We start from the raw sequence: 16,399 nt of genomic DNA on the forward strand, positions 1-16,399 counted from the left end.
CGCGTTCATCCCTCCGACCTGCCACTATCGGACGCCCCCATGAAGATATCGCTTTTCGCCGCCGCCCTTCTCGCCACCGCTGCGACCTCGACCCAGGCGGCCCCGCCGCCCAAGCCTAAGCTGATCCTGGCCATATCGGTCGACCAGTTCTCGTCGGAGGTGTTCCAGCGCTATCGGGGCACCTATGTCGCTGGCCTAAAGACACTCGCGGGTGGGGTCGCTTATGCGATCGCCTATCATAGCCATGCAGCCACAGAGACCTGCCCCGGCCATTCCGCGATCCTGACGGGCCGTTATCCTGCGAACACGGGGATCATCGCGAACGACTGGATCGATCGGAAGACCGGTAAGAGCGTCTATTGCCTTTCGGTTCCGGGCCAGCCCGATCCAGAGGCGCGCGGCCATCAGAACATCCGTGCGACGACGCTGGGCGACTGGACCAAGGCTGCCCAGCCCGGCTCCCGCGTCTTCGCCGTATCGGGCAAGGATCGTGGCGCGATCACCATGGCGGGCAAGACTGCCGACGGCGTCTATTGGTGGGTCGACGGCAAGGGCTATGTCACTTCGCCTTATGCCGGTCCGACGACCGAAACGGTTACCGCCCCGGCTGCGGCCTTCGATGCGGCGCTGATGGCGCAATGGGCGAAGCGCCCGCCGAAGCTCTGGCCGAAACTGCCCCGTCGCTGCGCGGCGCTCCAGAAGGCGCATCATTTCGGCGATATCGACCTGTCGGGCCGGGTGCCGCCCGAGGCCGAGACGGCATCGCTCAAGGCGAAGGATTATCTGTCGACCAAGGCCTTCCAGGGATCGCTGCGCGCCTCCCCGCTCTATGATTCGCTGGCGGTCGACTTCGCCACTCAGATCCTTGCGCGGGAAAAGCTGGGCCATGGGCCGGCGACCGACATCCTCACCGTCAGCCTGTCGGCGACCGACTATATCGGCCATCGCTTCGGCAATGGCGGAGCGGAAATGTGCGCGCAACAGGCGGCGCTCGATGCCACGATCGGCCGGCTTCTGAAGGCGGTCGAGGCGCAGAAGGTGCCCTTCGTCGTGATGCTGACCGCCGATCATGGCGCCACGGATGCCGCCGAGCGCGAACATGAACATGACAGCAAGGCGAGCCGCCTCGATTCCAAAGCGTTCATGGGGCGGCTGGACGCGACGCTGCGCGACGAACTGAAGCTGGACGAATCCCCGCTGCTCGGCAGCGATCCGACCCAGATCTACATCAAGGCCATGGACGACGAGGGCAAGCGGCTCGCTATCCGTACCGCCGCGCTGGCCTGGATCAAGCAGCAGCCCGAGGTGGTCGAGGCCTATACCGGTCCCGAGGTCGAGGCGGCGTCGGTTCCGATCGGAACCCCGCCCGAGATGATGACGATGCTGCAGCGCCTGCGGCTGAGCTATGACCGCGAGCGGTCGGGCGACATCATGGTCGTCTTTCGCGAGCGCACTTCCTTCGGCCGCCCGCTGAAAACGGGCGACACCGTCGCCGGTCACGGCACGCCTTGGGACCATGACCGGCAGGTGCCGATCCTGTTCTGGTGGCCCGACGCTTCCGCCGAGGATCGCAAGGCCAGTGCCGAGGTGGTCGATATCGCGCCGACGCTGGCCGGCGTGGTAGGCATCAAGCCGCCGGTGCCCGTCGACGGACGCTGCCTCGATCTCGGCGGCAACTGCCCGAAATAAGGTCGGCGGAGCGACCTCAGCCGAACAGGCGCTGTTTCAGCGACGCCGCCTGACGGTAGAACCAGCGATAGAGGCGACCCTTGAGGCTTCCATCCTCGAAGCCCGTCGCCTGGAGCTGTTCGATCCTGCCGATCACGACATTGTCGGCGACGCTCTTCACGCTGCCGGTCCAGTCGGCGACCAGGCTCGTCGGCCAGCTCGCCTCGCGGACCTGCGACGCACGGTTGCCCGTGACGACCAGAGCTGACGAAGGATTGGTGCGCCCCTCGGCCGATACCGCGATGAACGCCGATCGGTTCTCCTTGTTGGCCCCCTGCACCATGACATTGCGCATGATTTGGCCAGACGCGCCTTCGGGCAGGTCGATCATGTAATTGGTCGCCCGCCCTTCGGTGTCGTCGAAGCTGCTATCGACAACCTCGATCCGCCGCGCGCGGCTCTTCACATAATGACCGCCCAGCCCCCGCTCGAAGCGGCTGCGCCGCACGGTCACTTCGCTATAGGCGCCGAGATAGAGTGAATGCGCGCAGGCCAGCCCGCGGTCGCAGCGGCCGAGCCCCGAAAAGGTCGACCGGTCGATCAGGATCGACGACAAGGGATCGTCGGCGCCGAGAATGCCCTGCTCCGAATCGCGGAACAGGCTGCCCGACACGAACAGGTCGCCCTTCTCGATCCGGATTCCGGCGCCATTGCCTTCCGCGACCTTCATATTCTCGAAGACGAGGCCTTCGATACGGGCCTCCCGCCCGCGCAGGACGAGCGCCGCCTTCCCCTCGCAGATGCCGCCGTCGAAGATGACCTTGAGCGGACGAACAGCGCGATAGCGGATGCGGCCTGCCTGCTGGACGGCGCAGTCCGAGTAGCGGCCGGGCGCGATCAGGATCGTCCCGCTCTCGTCTCCGATCGCCGAGACCGCAGCCGCGAGGCTGGTGAAGGACTGGCCGCTCGATTCGATGGTGAACGGCCCGCCATAGGCGGCGCCGGACAAGCTCGACAGAAGGATCAGACCGACAGCGCGCATTCCTCTACCCTAACGCAGCATGCATGAGGATTTGCTTAGCGCCTTGTCGATCGCGATCGAGGCTCTCGTCAATCCAGGTTCGGCCGCAGCCAGCGCTCCGCCGTGTCGAGATCGACATCGCGGCGCGCCGCATAATCCTCGAGCTGGTCGCGACCGACCCGCGCCACGCCGAAATAGCTCGCCTCGGGATGGCCGAAGTAGAAGCCCGACACCGCTGCGGTCGGCAGCATCGCGAAGCTCTCGGTCAGGACGATGCCGGCGTTGTCGCCGGCCTTGAGCATGTCGAACAGGATCGGCTTCTGGCTGTGATCCGGGCAGGCGGGATAGCCGGGCGCAGGCCGGATACCGCGATATTGCTCCTTGATCAGCGCCTCGTTGGTCAGCTGTTCGCCCTCGGCATAGCCCCAGAGATCGGTCCGGACATGCTGGTGCAGCCGCTCGGCAAAGGCCTCGGCCAGACGGTCGGCCAGCGCCTTCAGCAGGATGTCGCGATAATCGTCATGGTCCGCCTTGAAGCGGGCGATATGCTCGTCGATCCCGTGGATGCCGACCGCGAAGCCGCCCAGCCAGTCCCCGGCGGGAGCGACGAAATCGGCGAGACACATATTCGCCCGCCCCTCGCGCTTGCGGATCTGCTGCCGCAGGAAGGGCAGCCGCACCTCGCCGCCCTCATGCTCGATCAGGACGTCATCGCCTTCCGAGCGGGCTGGCCACAATGCGGCGACACCGCGCGCGGTCAGCCATTTTTCGGCGATGACGGTATCGAGCATCTGCTGCGCATCGGCGAACAGGCTGCGAGCGCTTTCGCCGACGATCTCGTCATCGAGAATCGCGGGGTAATTGCCGGCCAGTTCCCAGGCGCGAAAGAAAGGAGTCCAGTCGATATAGGGCCGCAGATCCTCGAGCGACCAGTCGGTGAAGACATGCAGGCCGGGCTTGTTCGGCGCTTCGGGCTTCAGCGCGAAGTCGGCGACGAAGGCATTGGCGCGCGCCTCTTCCAGCGTCGCCAGTTCATTCTGCCCTTTGCCTTCGCGCGCGCGCCGCACGGCGTCGTAGTCGGCGGCGGTCTTTGCGACGAAATCGTCGCGCTGGGTGTCGGACAGCAACGTCGAGGCGACCCCGACGGCGCGGCTGGCGTCGAGGACGTGGATGACCGGGCCCTGATAGGCCGGCGCGATCCGCAGGGCGGTGTGGACCTTCGACGTCGTCGCACCGCCGATCAGCAGCGGCATCGTCATCTTGCTGCGCTGCATCTCGGCCGCCACCGTCACCATCTCGTCCAGCGAGGGCGTGATCAGCCCCGACAGGCCGATGATGTCGGCGTCATTCTCATTGGCCGCCTTCAATATGTCCATCCAGGGCACCATCACGCCCAGGTCGATGACCTCATAGCCGTTGCACTGGAGAACCACGCCGACGATGTTCTTGCCGATGTCGTGGACGTCGCCCTTGACGGTGGCCATGATGATGCGGCCCTTGGCGCGCTGGCCCACCGTCTTCTGCGCCTCGATGAAGGGCAGCAGATAGGCGACCGCCTTCTTCATCACGCGCGCGGACTTCACCACCTGCGGCAGGAACATCTTGCCGGCGCCGAACAGGTCGCCGACGACGTTCATCCCGTCCATCAGTGGCCCCTCGATCACTTCGATCGGCCGCGCGAAATGCTGGCGAGCCTCTTCGGTGTCGTCGACGACATAGGCGTCGATGCCCTTGACCAGCGCATGTTCGAGCCGCTTGGCGACGTCCCAGCCGCGCCACTCCTCGGCCGCCTTCTCGGCCGCCGCGTCGGTGCCGCGGAAGCGCTCGGCCAGCGTGATCAGCCGCTCGGTCGCGTCCTCGCGCCGGTCCCAGATGACGTCCTCGCAGGCTTCGCGAAGCTCGGGATCGATCGCGTCATAGACGTCGAGCTGGCCGGCATTGACGATGCCCATGTCCATGCCCGCCTGGATGGCGTGGTAGAGGAACACGCTGTGCATCGCCCGCCGCACCGGCTCGTTGCCGCGGAAGGAGAAGCTGAGGTTCGAGACACCGCCGGAGATGTGGCAATGCGGGCAGCGCTTCTTGATCTCGGCGGTCGCCTCGATGAAGTCGATCGCATAGCGGCGATGTTCGTCGATACCCGTCGCCACCGCGAAGATATTGGGATCGAAGATGATGTCTTCGGGCGCGAAGCCGTCGGCAACCAGCAGGCGATAGGCGCGCTCGCAGATCTCGACCTTGCGCTCCTTGGTGTCCGCCTGCCCGACCTCGTCGAACGCCATCACCACGACGGCCGCGCCGTAAGCCCGGCACTTGCGCGCCTGGGCAAGGAAGGCGTCTTCGCCTTCCTTCATGCTGATCGAATTGACGATCGGCTTGCCCGAGACGCATTTCAGGCCTGCCTCGATCACCGACCATTTCGAGCTGTCGACCATCACCGGCACGCGCGCGATGTCGGGCTCGGCCGCGATCAGCTTGAGGAAGGTCGTCATCGCCATCTCGGCGTCGAGCAGCCCCTCGTCCATGTTGACGTCGATGATCTGCGCGCCGTTCTCGACCTGCTGCCGCGCGACCTCGACCGCCTTGGCATAATCGCCGCCCATGATGAGCTTCTTGAACACGGCCGAACCGGTCACGTTGGTCCGCTCGCCGATGTTCACGAACTGCGCGGTGGAGGTGGTCGTCATTATCTCGGGTCTTCCAGATCGTCGGTCAGCGGGGCGTATCGCGGATAATCTTTAAGAAGGCCGTTATCAGAGGCCTGCAATGAGCGAGGGGGCGGTCAGGCCATCATCGTCATCGGGTCGAGCCCGGCCAGCCGGGTGCGATGGTCGTGCACATGCGGCGTGCGCGGGGGCTTGCCCTTCACCGCCGCCGCCATCGCGGCGATATGCCCGGGGGTCGAGCCGCAACAACCGCCAACGACATTGACCAGCGCCTGATCCGCCCATTCGCCGATGAAGCCGCCGGTCGTCGCCGGCTGCTCGTCATATTGGCCGAGGTCGTTGGGCAGACCGGCATTGGGATAGATCATGACCAGCGTGTCGGCCATCGCGGACAGGACCTGGACATGGGGGCGCAGCAGGTCCGCTCCGAAGGCGCAGTTGAGCCCGATCGTCAGCGGGTGCGCGTGGCGCACCGCATACCAGAAGGCCTCGACCGAATGGCCCGACAGGTTGCGGCCCGACATGTCGGTGATCGTCATCGACAGCATGATCGGGATCTCGGTGCCGCGCTTCGTCTGCTCGTCGAGCACCGCCATGATCGCGGCCTTGGCGTTGAGCGTGTCGAACACGGTCTCGATCAGGATGAAGTCGCAGCCGCCGTCGAGCAGCCCGGCAACCTGATCCTGATAGACGTCGCGCATCGTATCGAAGTCGATCGCGCGATAGCCGGGGTCGTTGACGTCGGGCGACAGCGACAATGTCTTGTTGGTCGGGCCGATCGCGCCGGCGACGAAGCGCGGCCGACCGTCGCGGGCGGCATAGTCGTCAGCCGCCTTGCGCGCGATCGATGCTGCCGCGACGTTCATGTCGCGGACCAGATGGACCGCGTCATAATCGCCCTGGCTGATGATGTTCGCGTTGAAGGTGTTGGTCGATACGATGTCCGATCCCGCGTCCAGATATTGGCGCGTGATCGCGTCGATCACGTCCGGGCGGGTGAGCACCAGCAGGTCGTTATTGCCCTTCTGGTCGCAAGGCAGGTCGAGGTCGCCACGATAATCGGCCTCCTGGAGCTTGTAGCTCTGGATCATCGTGCCGAAGGCGCCGTCGGTCAGCAGGATGCGCTGCTTCGCCTGATCGCGGAAGATCGCCGCTGCTTCTGATCTGTGCATGATATGTCCCCGTCCCGATCTCAGGCCGCAACCTCGAGGCCCGCGCCCTTCGTGCGCAGCCCCAGCAGGTGGCAGATCGAGAAAGCCAGTTCCGCCCGGTTGAGCGTGTAGAAGTGAAATTCGCGGACGCCGCCTGCATAGAGCCTGCGGCACATTTCGGCCGCGATCGTCGCCGCGATCAGCTGGCGCGCGGCGGGATGATCGTCGAGCCCCTCGAACAGGCGGTCCATCCACGCCGGAATCGCCGCCCCGCACATCGCCGCGAATTTGCGCGTCTGCGCGACGTTCGACACGGGCAGGATGCCGGGCACGATCTCGCCCTCGATCCCTGCCGCACGCGCCTTGTCGCAGAAGCGGAAGAAGGTTTCGGGCGAGAAAAAGAACTGGGTGATCGCACGCGTCGCACCGGCGTCGAACTTCGCCTTGAGATTGGCAAGGTCGCTTTCCAGGCTGACGGCTTCCGGATGGCTTTCGGGATAGGCCGCGACCGAGATCTCGAACGGATGAATCGCCTTGAGGCCCGACACCAGCTCGGCCGCGTTGCGATAGCCGTCGGGGTGCGGTGCAAAGCTCGCGCCCTGCGTCGGCGGGTCGCCGCGCAGCGCGACGATGTGGCGCACGCCCGCCGCCCAATAAGCGCGGGCGATCTCCTCGATATCGGCCTTGCTCGCCTCCACGCAGGTCAGGTGGGCAGCGGCGGGAATGCCCGTCTCGCGCACGATCCGCTCGACCGTCTGGTGGGTGCGCTCGCGGGTCGAACCGCCCGCGCCATAGGTCACCGACACGAAGCGCGGGGACAGCGGCGCCAGCGTCTGGATCGCGACCCACAGGCTCTCTTCCATCTTCTCGGTCTTCGGCGGGAAGAATTCGAACGAGACGGCCGCATCGCCGGCGAGGTCGGCGAACAATGGCGTATCGAGGGCCCGGCGGGCTTCCTCGAGCTGACTGAATGGAACAGTGCTCATGATGCTACCTTCAACTGCGCGCGCTGACCGCGCACGCCCAACCAGAGTTTCACCGTCAATGCGTCGCCGACCAGCGCCTCGACGCGCTCGAGCCCGAGGCCGACCGAGGCGAACCAGGCGCCGATCTGTTCATCCCCGAATCCCAGCCGCGCATGGGCGTCGCGGGTGCGCAGCTCTTCCAGATCATGGCTCGCGAAATCGACGATGAGCAGCCGCCCGCCGGGCGACAGCAGACGCGCGCATTCGGCGATCGCCGCCGACGGATGTTGTGCGAAATGCAGGACCTGGTGCAGCAGGACGAGATCGGCCGTGCCGTCTGCGAGCGGCAGGGCGTACATGTCCCCCTGGCGCAGTTCGGCCCCGTCGAGGCCTGCCTCAGCCAGCTTCACCCGCGCGAGCCGGAGCATCTCCGGGCTGCGGTCTATTCCCAGCGCCGAATCGGCATGATCGCCGATCAGTTCGATCATCCGGCCAGTGCCCGTGCCGATATCCACCAACCGGCCCACTGGCGAATCGGACAGGATGCTCAAAATCTGCCGCTCGACCGCACTCTCCGGAACATGGAGCGAGCGAATCGCGTCCCACTCCTCCGCATGATCGGCGAAATAGCGCGCGGCTGCGGCGGCGCGGTCGGCGCGCACGGCTGCGAGGCGCGCGCGGTCGGTCGCGACCCAATTCTCCTCGCTCTCGCCATTCCAGCCGTCCATCGCGGCAAAGAGCGGCGCCACCGCCTGCTCATGTCCCAGTCCGAGGAAGACCCAGCTGCCTTCCTTGCGCCGGTCGGCGAGGCCGGCATCGCTCAAAATCTTCACATGGCGGGAAACCCGTGGCTGGCTTTGCCCGAGAACCTGTGCCAGCTCGCCGATCGACAGCTCCATCGCGCGCAGCAGATGGAAGATGCGAAGACGGGTCGGGTCGGCAAGCGCCCGGAATATGGCCAATGCGTCGAGCGGCATATATGCAGACATAAAGAAATCTTTATATGCGGTCAAGGCGCTTGCCCGCCGGATGCCCGCGCGGCATGCCCTCCCAACACGGAACTTCAAGGCGTTCCGCGAGTCTCACCGCCGGCGGGCCACCCGCCCGAAAGGGAAATCGATCATGCTTTCATCGGCACGGATTTTGGGCGTCGCGGCCCTGGGCCTGCTGCTTTCCGCCTGCACCTCGACGCGTGTCGGGACCGACAGGCTTGCGGAGAAGGACCCGCTCGAGGGCTTCAATCGCGCCGTGTTCTCGGTCAACCGCGGCGCCGACAAGATTCTCGTCAAGCCGGTGACCCAGGTCTATCGCGGCGTGACGCCGAAGCCTGCGCGCGATGGCATCCGCAATTTCTTCGCCAATGTCGGCGAGCCCTTCTCCTTCATCAACAACATCCTGCAGGGCAAGGGCGACCGGGCCGCGCGCAATGTCGGTCGCTTCCTGGTCAATACGACCATCGGCGTCGCGGGGCTGTTCGACCAGGCGAGCCGGATGGGGATCAAGCGCGCCGATGAGGATTTCGGCCAGACCCTCGCGGCCTGGGGCGCGAATGGCGGCCCCTATCTCATGCTGCCGCTGCTCGGGCCATCGACGCTGCGCGACGGCGTCGGCACGGGCAGTTCGTGGTTCCTCGACCCCTATCGTGTGTGCACCCGCGAATGCGATCTGCCCAAGGGCTCGCAACTGGCGCTGACCGCCAGCCAGGTGATCAGCATCCGCGACGGGTTGATCGAGAGCGGCGCCGACAATTTTCTGGCATCGACCCTCGATCCCTATGCCGCGACGCGGTCGGCCTATCTGCAGCGGCGACGCGCGGAAATATTGGATCAGGAAGACAATTTCAGCGCGGGCGCCGACGCCGACGCAGGGCTTCCGGCCCGCGACGCACTCGGTGCGGCCGATGCCGACGCCGGACTTGGGATCGCCGAACCGGCGACGGATGGAGCCACGCCGACCGTTACGGCACCGGCCTCCGAGACCGTTTCGGGGCCGGAAAAACAGCCTGATTAACTACCGGAACAAGAGACATTGCATCGCACTGCGCAAAACGGTAAGAAGTCCCCGCCTGTTTCGGGGGGAAACAAGCCTGAACGTGATTGGAAATCGTTCGAGCCACTCTCTTTTTAATCCACTTCCGGAGAATTCGATCATGAAGAAGATCGTTGCCCTTTCGCTCATCGCCGTTGCTTCGCTCTCGCTGGCCGCCTGCACGAAGGAAGCCCCCGCTGCCGAGAACAACACCGCCGTCGTCGAGAACGCTGCTGACGCCGTTGTGGACACCAACGCCGCGATGGCCGACTCGAACACGGCTGCTCCGGCGGACAACGCTTCGAACGCGATGTAATTCGTGCACGACCGCTTCGGTGGTCGTGGTTATCGAAAAGGGAAGGCCGCGCTTTCGGGCGCGGCCTTTTCTTTTGTCTGTCGCTCGTCCTGCCCAGGTGCAGGACTGATCAGCGGAAGATCGGCTCGGTCACCAGCAATTCTTCGGCGGCGCAGACTTGGGCAGACGGAGCGGCACCGCTGCGTTGCAGGGCAGCAAGTTCCGACCGCGCCGCAACCACCCCATCGGCATAGGCCTGTTCGGTCCGGACGACGTTCAGCGTCGCCGAGGCGGTCAGCCGCCCCGCCTCCACCGCACTCATGCTATGGGTCCCGCACACAACGCCGCTTTCGCCATAGGCCCGGCCGCGCGCCATGATCGGCGCAGCGCGCTCGTGCAGGATCTCCGACAGCACCAGTGCCCAGGTCCACCCCCTGGTGGCGTCGGCGGAAGGATAGTCATAGCTCATCCGCATCGAATCATCGGGTGTGACACAGGTCGGCCCCGATTCGGTCAGCAGCAGACGCCGGCGCTTGTAATAGGCCCGCAGTTCATTGGCCTCACGCACCGCGTCGCGCGACGCGCGCTCGATCAACGCGGCGGTGCGGGGGGCGGTCTGCGGGGTGATCGAGACGCGAGCCGCGCATCCGAACGCCCGCATCATCGCAGCGGCATCGCCGGCTTGGTCGTCGACCGCCATCGTCCAGCGCTGGCTTCCCGCCAATGCCCGGGTGGCCTTGTAGACATCCCGATCGGCTACCCCCTTGGGCTCCTGCGGAATGGGTGCCGGCGGCACCACGTCGACCAACGTCAGATAACCGGGATCGAGAAAGGGCGCCGGCCCGGTCTGTGCGCCGACCATTGCGGCGGCACCCGCCAGACCGGCAAGGGCAGCGGCCCCTGCCAACATCGACTTCAGTTGCATGCACCTGCCCCCTGGTTCAATGCGGAACGGCGCTCCCCAGCGCCTCAATCGTTATAATAGCTGCCGTAGCGTTTTTCCTGCCCATAGCCATAGCCATAGTCGTCCGCGGTGAGACCCGCGCTGTAGCGGTTGAGCACCGTGCCGATGCAGGGCGCGGGTGCCAGCAAGCGGAAGCTGTCGCGGATCTGCTTACGGGTGGTGACACCATCCTCGACGATCATCAGGAAAGCATCGATCTTCTGGCTGATCACCACAGCATCGTCATTGGCGAACACCGGCGGGAGATCGCACAGGCACAGGCTGTTCTCGGGCAGCTGGCGCATCGCCGCGATCAGCGAATCCATCCGCGTCGATGCCACCAGCTCATCCGACGCGCCCGCATTGGGATAGCTGGGGAAGAGGGTCAGTTGCTCATTGGGAATCGTCCGCGCGACCTGCCGCAGATCGTCGATCGTCCCGTCGAGAAAATGCGACACGCCGTGGCGCCCGGTCAGCCGGAAATTCTTGGCGATGGTCGAGCGACGCAGATCGAAGTCGAACAAATAGGTGTGGAGGTCCGGAGACCGGGCCAGCGCCGCCGCCAGATTGGACGCGACGAAGCTCTTGCCGACCTTCGGCGTCGGCGATGTAACGCCGATGATCCGCCAGCCCTGCGACCGTGCGATTCGCAGTATCTGTGCACGCAGCAGGGTGAAGGGCCGCGACCGGATATCCTTGCTGTCGAAGCCATAGATTCCGGTCTCGCGCAGCTGCTCGAAACCGCGGACCGGCTCCTCGGCCGGGAAGCTTGCCGCATCCTGATCCATATCGGGCTGGGTGGGTGCGTTCATGCCGCTGCCGTCTTGTCGCGCCGCCGGAACAGCCCCCGCGCGCCGCGCGCCTTCTTCTTGCCCCGGCCCTTGCCCTTGGGCTTGAGCGTCGGGATCACCACCAGCGGACCGACGCCCAGCATCTGCTGCAGCGTGGCCGCTCCCCGGATCGGTCGGCGCAGCAGTTCGACGAGCAAGGCGAGACCGAGACCGAGGGCTATGCCCATCGACAGGCCGCCCGCGACGAGCAGACCGCGGTTGGGCGAATTGGGTTCATCCGGCAGCGTCGGCGGGTCGACCAGCACAAGCCGTTCGCCGCGCTGTTCCTCCGCCATCTTCTGGGCCGCTTCGGCCGCCAGAAGATTGCCCGATATCCGTTCGTAATTGGCACGCAGGCCATCGGCTTTCGCCTCGAGCTGGCGAATGCTCTCCTCGATCAGCGGCGCGCCGCTCTGGGCGACGACAGCGGCATTGGCGCGCGACATGTCCGCTGTCTTGGCGCTGCTGAGCGTTGCGATCGTGCGATTGTTCGCCGCGATCTGCGCGCTGATCGCCGGGTTGTTGCGCGGCCCCATATTCGCCCGCGCAGCCGCGCGCGCTTCGGTCAGCTTCTGCTTGGCGGCAATGACATCGGGGTGGTTGTCGGAGTATAGCGCCTGCGCCGCGGCGAGCGCCGCCTCTGCCTGCGAAACGCGCTCATCGGCGTTGGTGCTGCCGCTGTTAAGGCGCCCCTGAAGTTCGGTATTCTCGCGCTGCAGCTGGGCGATCTGGACGTCGTAGTTGGCGGTGGACGGTATGAACCCACCGATCCGCGACAGCGCCAGACCGTTACGTCCCTTGATCTCGGCGATCCGACCCTCGAGCTCCGAAATCTGCCCCTGGATCTGGCCCGACTGGTCGCGCAGGAAACCCACGGTGGCGTCTGCCTGGGCGGCCAGCTGCGTGCTGTCGAGCTTGAGCAGCTTTTCGGTGAACTGCTGCGTCACCGCCTGGGCCTTGGCCGGGTCGGAATAGGTGAAGGACACTGCGAAGGCGATCGTGCTCGACGTCCCGCGCCGCTCGGCCAGCTTGTCGATGTCGGCGGTGACCGGGGTGATCGCCGTCGCCTTGCGCATAATCTCGATAATCGCCGACAGCGAACGCTTGCGGCGCTCCGACTGATAGAGATCATTTTGCTGGATGATCTCTATCAGGCCCGGCCGACTCAGTATCTGCTGCTTGATCCGGGCGATGCGCTGGTCGATCAGGTCGTTGACCGCCGTCGCCGCTATCGCCTCGGGCAGTTCCTTCGATTCCACTACGACCGTGGCCGAAGACTGGTAATAGGCCGGAAGGCCATAGGCCAGGCCGACCCCCGTGGCGGTGCTCACCACGAAGGGAATGATGACGAGCCATCGTCGCTGGGAGAGGATCTGCGGCAGATAGGCGAGCAGCCCGTCCGACAGCTCGACCTCGTTCAGCGCAGCGGGATCGCCGGCATCGTTCATATCAGCGCTTCACCAGCTGGATGGTCGCGTAGATATCGCCGCCGATATCGGCCTTCACCGGGAAACCCTGACCATAGATATCACGATAATAGCCTTCGGCGCCGATCTTGATCCCACGCTGCAGCTGATATTCGAGGCCGCCTCGACCGGACACGAACTGCCGCGTTCCGAGCAGACCCGCCTGCCCCTCACTGCGCGAATAACTGCCGTTCCACAGGAACGTCATGCGTTCGCTGAGCGTGTGACGGTAGTTGACCCCGACCTGCGTCCGCTCGACCGTGCTGCCGGCGCCCGAGGCGCTGACCGAGCGATCCGCGACGATGCAGAGGTTGGTCCGGCGCCCGGTGTGGCAAAGCTGGAGCGACCCGGCCAGGCCCTGGGTCGAGACCGAGGGTGCGATACCGGGTAGGTTGAGGCGGCTGAACGACATGCCGAGCGAGGCATCGACCGACCAGGTCGGGCTCAGCACGGTCGAGAAGGTCAGCTGCGGCTGCATGATCAAGGTACTGAGCCCAGCCGTGTCATATTCGATCCGGTAGACCGAGCCGCTGATCCCCACCTTGGTCTTGGCGTTGATCGCATGCTTCCAGCCGATCCGGCCGCCATAATTGTCCGAATCGGCGCCGCCGGGGCCATTGGCGAAGCGGGTCGCGGTGTAGCCGCCATCGGCGCTGATGACGTCCTTGGGCGTCGCCTGATATTGCCAGCCGCCGCTGGCCGCATAGGTGTTCGAGCGGCGGCGCAGGCCGATCAGGTTGACGTCGGGCGCATCGATCGGATCGCCGGTGACGTCGTCGCGCCCCTGACCGATCACCTCGCTGTCATAGCGCAGCGCGCCGAACACGGTCAGCTTGGTCGTCACCCGCTGCTGCGTTTCGAGCACGGCGCCATAGGCGTCGTTCTTGCCATAGTTGCTCAGATAGGCGGTCCGGTCGAAATGACCCGACGCAGTGGTCTGGCCCTTGGCGCTCTGGATCGTCAGGCGCGGCGCGATCGACGTCTCGATGTACGTCGCCGAGACATCGTCGCCCGCCGACAGGAACGGGTTGGCGTCATAGCCGAGGCGATAATCGGTCTCGACCGAGAAGGTCGACTTGGCAAGCGCGGCGCTGGAGGCGCCCGCCAGGGCGAGGCCGGCCACGCCGGCCGCGATGCAGCGGCGGACGATCATGGCACCACCACCGTGTCACCGCTCTGCAGTTCGATGATCGCACCGCGCAGATCGGACTGCGACGGGGATCCCTTCATCGCCGTGTCGAGACGAACGTCGATCACCTGAATCTGAGCCCCCTGTTTTCTGTATATCTTCACCCGGCTGAGGTCGGCAAACTCGGTCGGCCCACCCGCCACGCTGATCGCCTCGAGTACATTGACGTAATGGCCCGGCTGGAACGCGCCCGGCTGGCGCACCTTGCCCGCAACCGAGAAGCTCAGCCCGCTCGGATTCTTGACCGACACCGTCACGCGCGGCACGCTGTTGCGATACTGGTCCGACAGGCCCGCCGCGATCACGCCCTCCAGATCGGTCGGCAATTTGTTCAGCGCATCGATCCGGCCCACGAGCGGGAAGGAAACGCTGCCGTCCGGCAGGACCTTGAGGACACGCTGCAGACGCTCGTCACCCCAGACATAGATTTCGATCTCGTCGCCCGGATTGATGCGATAGGGCTTGAGAGCACCGGGCGCCGGAGCGGCACTGGGCAGCGATGCGACCGCAGCCGGCGGCGGCGCTGCTGCTGCTTCGGAGACGGCGTTGGCGGTCTGAGCCGACGTGAGAGACGGTGCCAGCGACAGGCTCAGCCCCGCAGCCACCGCGAACGCGTGTCTCGATCGCTTCACGCTACGCCCAACTGACACCATGGTCTTTCATCGCTCCCTGCTCCGCCGCCCCCATGCGGATCCGCCCCCCGGCATTTCCGAGACAAGTGCCTCAAAATCCTGTCGGACGGAATATAAAAAGCCGATCCGGGGGCGCACTTTGCACAAGCTAACATTTGCCCCGACGCACAATCGGGCAAATCGCAACCAGAAGACGCTTTCCGAACGCTACGGATATCGAGCCGCAAAAGCGACGGGAGTGGTGCGGGCGGGGGGAATCGAACCCCCACAGGTCTCGCGACCTTACGGATTTTCGTACCACTTCGGCTTTCGCCGCCGCCCCGAAGGACGTTCGTGGTCTGGACTATACCTTCGCCCTGTCTCCATGCGGATAGCTGCATGGTGATGTAGGCGCTGCCCGTCTAGTCTCTACACCTTCCGGCGCGAGGACGCCGGCTTGGCTCGGGATCGCCAGGAAGAAGGGTTCCCCGAATTTGAGCAGTTCTGCACCATGGGTTTCCCCATGGGCACTCGATGCGACTTCAAGTCCGTTGCGTCTACCAGTTTCGCCACGCCCGCAGCGCGGAGCGCGCTGAATAGCCAGCGCGGCTCCGGTCGCCAAGCGGGATTTGCCGCGACCCGACCGCGATCAGACGTTGAGACGCTCGCGTATCTCCTTGCCCGGCTTGAAATAGGGCACGCGCTTGGCGGAAACGGGAACGGTGTCGCCGGTGCGGGGATTGCGCCCCACGCGCTCGCCCCTCGACCGCGTCGAAAAGGCCCCGAACCCGCGCAGTTCGACGCGGCCACCCTCGGCAAGACGCTTGCTGATGGCGTCGAATAGAGTTGCCACGATCTTCTCGACCTCCTTGGGCGAAAGGTCCGGATTTTCCTGTGCCAACAATTGAACCAATTCCGACCTGATCACAAAGCGTCCCCCCTTCGACATCATGGCCAAGCCGGCAAATGTTGTTTTGGCAGCAACTGCCGTCGGCTTCGGCGAATCCGCCCCCAGCGAAGCTCACCGTATCCGCATCTATGTATAAAAACGGACACGAATCAATCCAAGTTAAGGGCGGTGGGCGTGAATGACCCTCGGTTCAGCCTTGCGACAGACGCTGCACCGCAATAAACCGCAGAGCGAGCCGGAAACCGCCCGCCACGATCCGGCCTATCGAAAGGGTCATAAATGCTTGTTCGCCTGGTCGTAGCCTCGATCGCCACCCTGACCATCGCAGCCGGCGCTTCCGCCGCACCGCTACCCAAGCCGGCGGCTTTCGGCGTCTGCGGCGCCTGCCATAAAGTCGACAAGGGCGCCCCGAACGGCATCGGCCCCAATCTTTGGGGCATTGGCGGCACCAAGGCCGGCGACGTTCCGGGCTTCGCCTTCTCGCCCGCCATGAAAGCGTCGAAGGTCGTGTGGACCCGCGACAATCTGATCGCCTTCATCCAGGCTCCGCAAAAGGTCGTGCCCGGCACGCGCATGCCCTTCGGCGGGCTTAAGAACCCGACCATGGCGGCGCAGATCGCGGACTATATCCTGTCGCTGAAATAAGCCCGCGACGG

The 16,399-nt window shown here is 65.2% G+C and carries 15 protein-coding genes; 4 read left to right on the forward strand and 11 right to left on the reverse strand.

Annotated elements, in window-relative coordinates; all coding sequences use genetic code 11:
• Nucleotides 1-39: 39 nt before the first annotated feature.
• Complete coding sequence (locus ACNI3R_RS02955) at nt 40-1,689, forward strand: alkaline phosphatase family protein (RefSeq protein WP_426179756.1); 1,650 nt, start codon at nt 40-42, stop codon at nt 1,687-1,689.
• 16 nt (nt 1,690-1,705) lie between these two features.
• Here ACNI3R_RS02955 and ACNI3R_RS02960 read toward each other — a convergent pair whose 3' ends face one another.
• The 5 genes from ACNI3R_RS02960 to ACNI3R_RS02980 form a co-directional block, all read right to left on the reverse strand.
• Nucleotides 1,706-2,710 carry a right-handed parallel beta-helix repeat-containing protein gene (locus ACNI3R_RS02960; RefSeq protein ID WP_426179757.1) on the reverse strand — a complete coding sequence of 335 codons (1,005 nt, stop codon included), beginning with the start codon at nt 2,708-2,710 and terminating at the stop codon, nt 1,706-1,708.
• A 68-nt stretch (nt 2,711-2,778) separates the two neighbouring features.
• On the reverse strand, nt 2,779-5,376 hold the full coding sequence (gene metH / locus ACNI3R_RS02965; protein WP_426179758.1) for a methionine synthase: 2,598 nt from the start codon (nt 5,374-5,376) through the stop codon (nt 2,779-2,781).
• Nucleotides 5,377-5,471: 95 nt separating this feature from the next.
• Nucleotides 5,472-6,527: a homocysteine S-methyltransferase family protein gene (locus ACNI3R_RS02970; protein ID WP_426179760.1), complete on the reverse strand. Its 1,056-nt coding sequence runs from the start codon at nt 6,525-6,527 to the stop codon at nt 5,472-5,474.
• 20 nt (nt 6,528-6,547) lie between these two features.
• A complete protein-coding gene (gene metF, locus ACNI3R_RS02975; protein WP_426179761.1) occupies nt 6,548-7,492 on the reverse strand; it encodes a methylenetetrahydrofolate reductase [NAD(P)H] in 945 nt (314 codons plus the stop codon).
• Nucleotides 7,489-8,460: an ArsR/SmtB family transcription factor gene (locus ACNI3R_RS02980; RefSeq protein WP_426179762.1), complete on the reverse strand. Its 972-nt coding sequence runs from the start codon at nt 8,458-8,460 to the stop codon at nt 7,489-7,491. The genes metF and ACNI3R_RS02980 overlap by 4 nt, the downstream gene beginning before the upstream one ends.
• Before the next feature lie 133 nt (nt 8,461-8,593).
• Between ACNI3R_RS02980 and ACNI3R_RS02985 the strand changes: the two genes are divergently transcribed.
• Entirely contained in the window at nt 8,594-9,481 is an 888-nt protein-coding gene (locus tag ACNI3R_RS02985) for an MlaA family lipoprotein (RefSeq protein WP_426179764.1), read from the forward strand.
• Nucleotides 9,482-9,620: 139 nt separating this feature from the next.
• A complete protein-coding gene (locus tag ACNI3R_RS02990) occupies nt 9,621-9,815 on the forward strand; it encodes a hypothetical protein (RefSeq protein ID WP_426179766.1) in 195 nt (64 codons plus the stop codon).
• Between the two features lie 109 nt (nt 9,816-9,924).
• Here ACNI3R_RS02990 and ACNI3R_RS02995 read toward each other — a convergent pair whose 3' ends face one another.
• The 6 genes from ACNI3R_RS02995 to ACNI3R_RS03020 all read right to left on the reverse strand — a co-directional run bounded on the left by ACNI3R_RS02995 (nt 9,925) and on the right by ACNI3R_RS03020 (nt 15,761).
• Nucleotides 9,925-10,719, reverse strand: coding sequence for an acid phosphatase (locus tag ACNI3R_RS02995; RefSeq protein WP_426179768.1), 795 nt, complete (start codon nt 10,717-10,719; stop codon nt 9,925-9,927).
• Between the two features lie 44 nt (nt 10,720-10,763).
• Entirely contained in the window at nt 10,764-11,549 is a 786-nt protein-coding gene (locus tag ACNI3R_RS03000; RefSeq protein ID WP_426179770.1) for a CpsD/CapB family tyrosine-protein kinase, read from the reverse strand.
• A complete protein-coding gene (locus ACNI3R_RS03005) occupies nt 11,546-13,015 on the reverse strand; it encodes a GumC family protein (RefSeq protein WP_426179771.1) in 1,470 nt (489 codons plus the stop codon). Before ACNI3R_RS03005 ends, ACNI3R_RS03000 begins: the two co-directional genes overlap by 4 nt.
• A gap of 1 nt (nt 13,016) precedes the next feature.
• Nucleotides 13,017-14,186 (reverse strand): hypothetical protein, encoded by a 1,170-nt coding sequence (locus tag ACNI3R_RS03010; protein WP_426179773.1) that lies wholly within the window; start codon nt 14,184-14,186, stop codon nt 13,017-13,019.
• Nucleotides 14,183-14,854 (reverse strand): polysaccharide biosynthesis/export family protein, encoded by a 672-nt coding sequence (locus ACNI3R_RS03015; protein ID WP_426179775.1) that lies wholly within the window; start codon nt 14,852-14,854, stop codon nt 14,183-14,185. The genes ACNI3R_RS03010 and ACNI3R_RS03015 overlap by 4 nt, the downstream gene beginning before the upstream one ends.
• A gap of 628 nt (nt 14,855-15,482) precedes the next feature.
• The gene (locus ACNI3R_RS03020) at nt 15,483-15,761 is read right to left on the reverse strand and encodes an integration host factor subunit beta (protein WP_426179777.1); all 279 of its coding nucleotides are present in this window, start codon (nt 15,759-15,761) and stop codon (nt 15,483-15,485) included.
• A 261-nt stretch (nt 15,762-16,022) separates the two neighbouring features.
• On the opposite strand from ACNI3R_RS03020, the gene ACNI3R_RS03025 reads away from it, so the two are divergent.
• Nucleotides 16,023-16,388, forward strand: coding sequence for a c-type cytochrome (locus ACNI3R_RS03025; RefSeq protein ID WP_426179779.1), 366 nt, complete (start codon nt 16,023-16,025; stop codon nt 16,386-16,388).
• Nucleotides 16,389-16,399: the final 11 nt, after the last annotated feature.

Origin of the sequence: Rhizorhabdus antheiae (assembly GCF_049889055.1) — a bacterium.
Taxonomy (GTDB): Bacteria; Pseudomonadota; Alphaproteobacteria; order Sphingomonadales; family Sphingomonadaceae; genus Rhizorhabdus.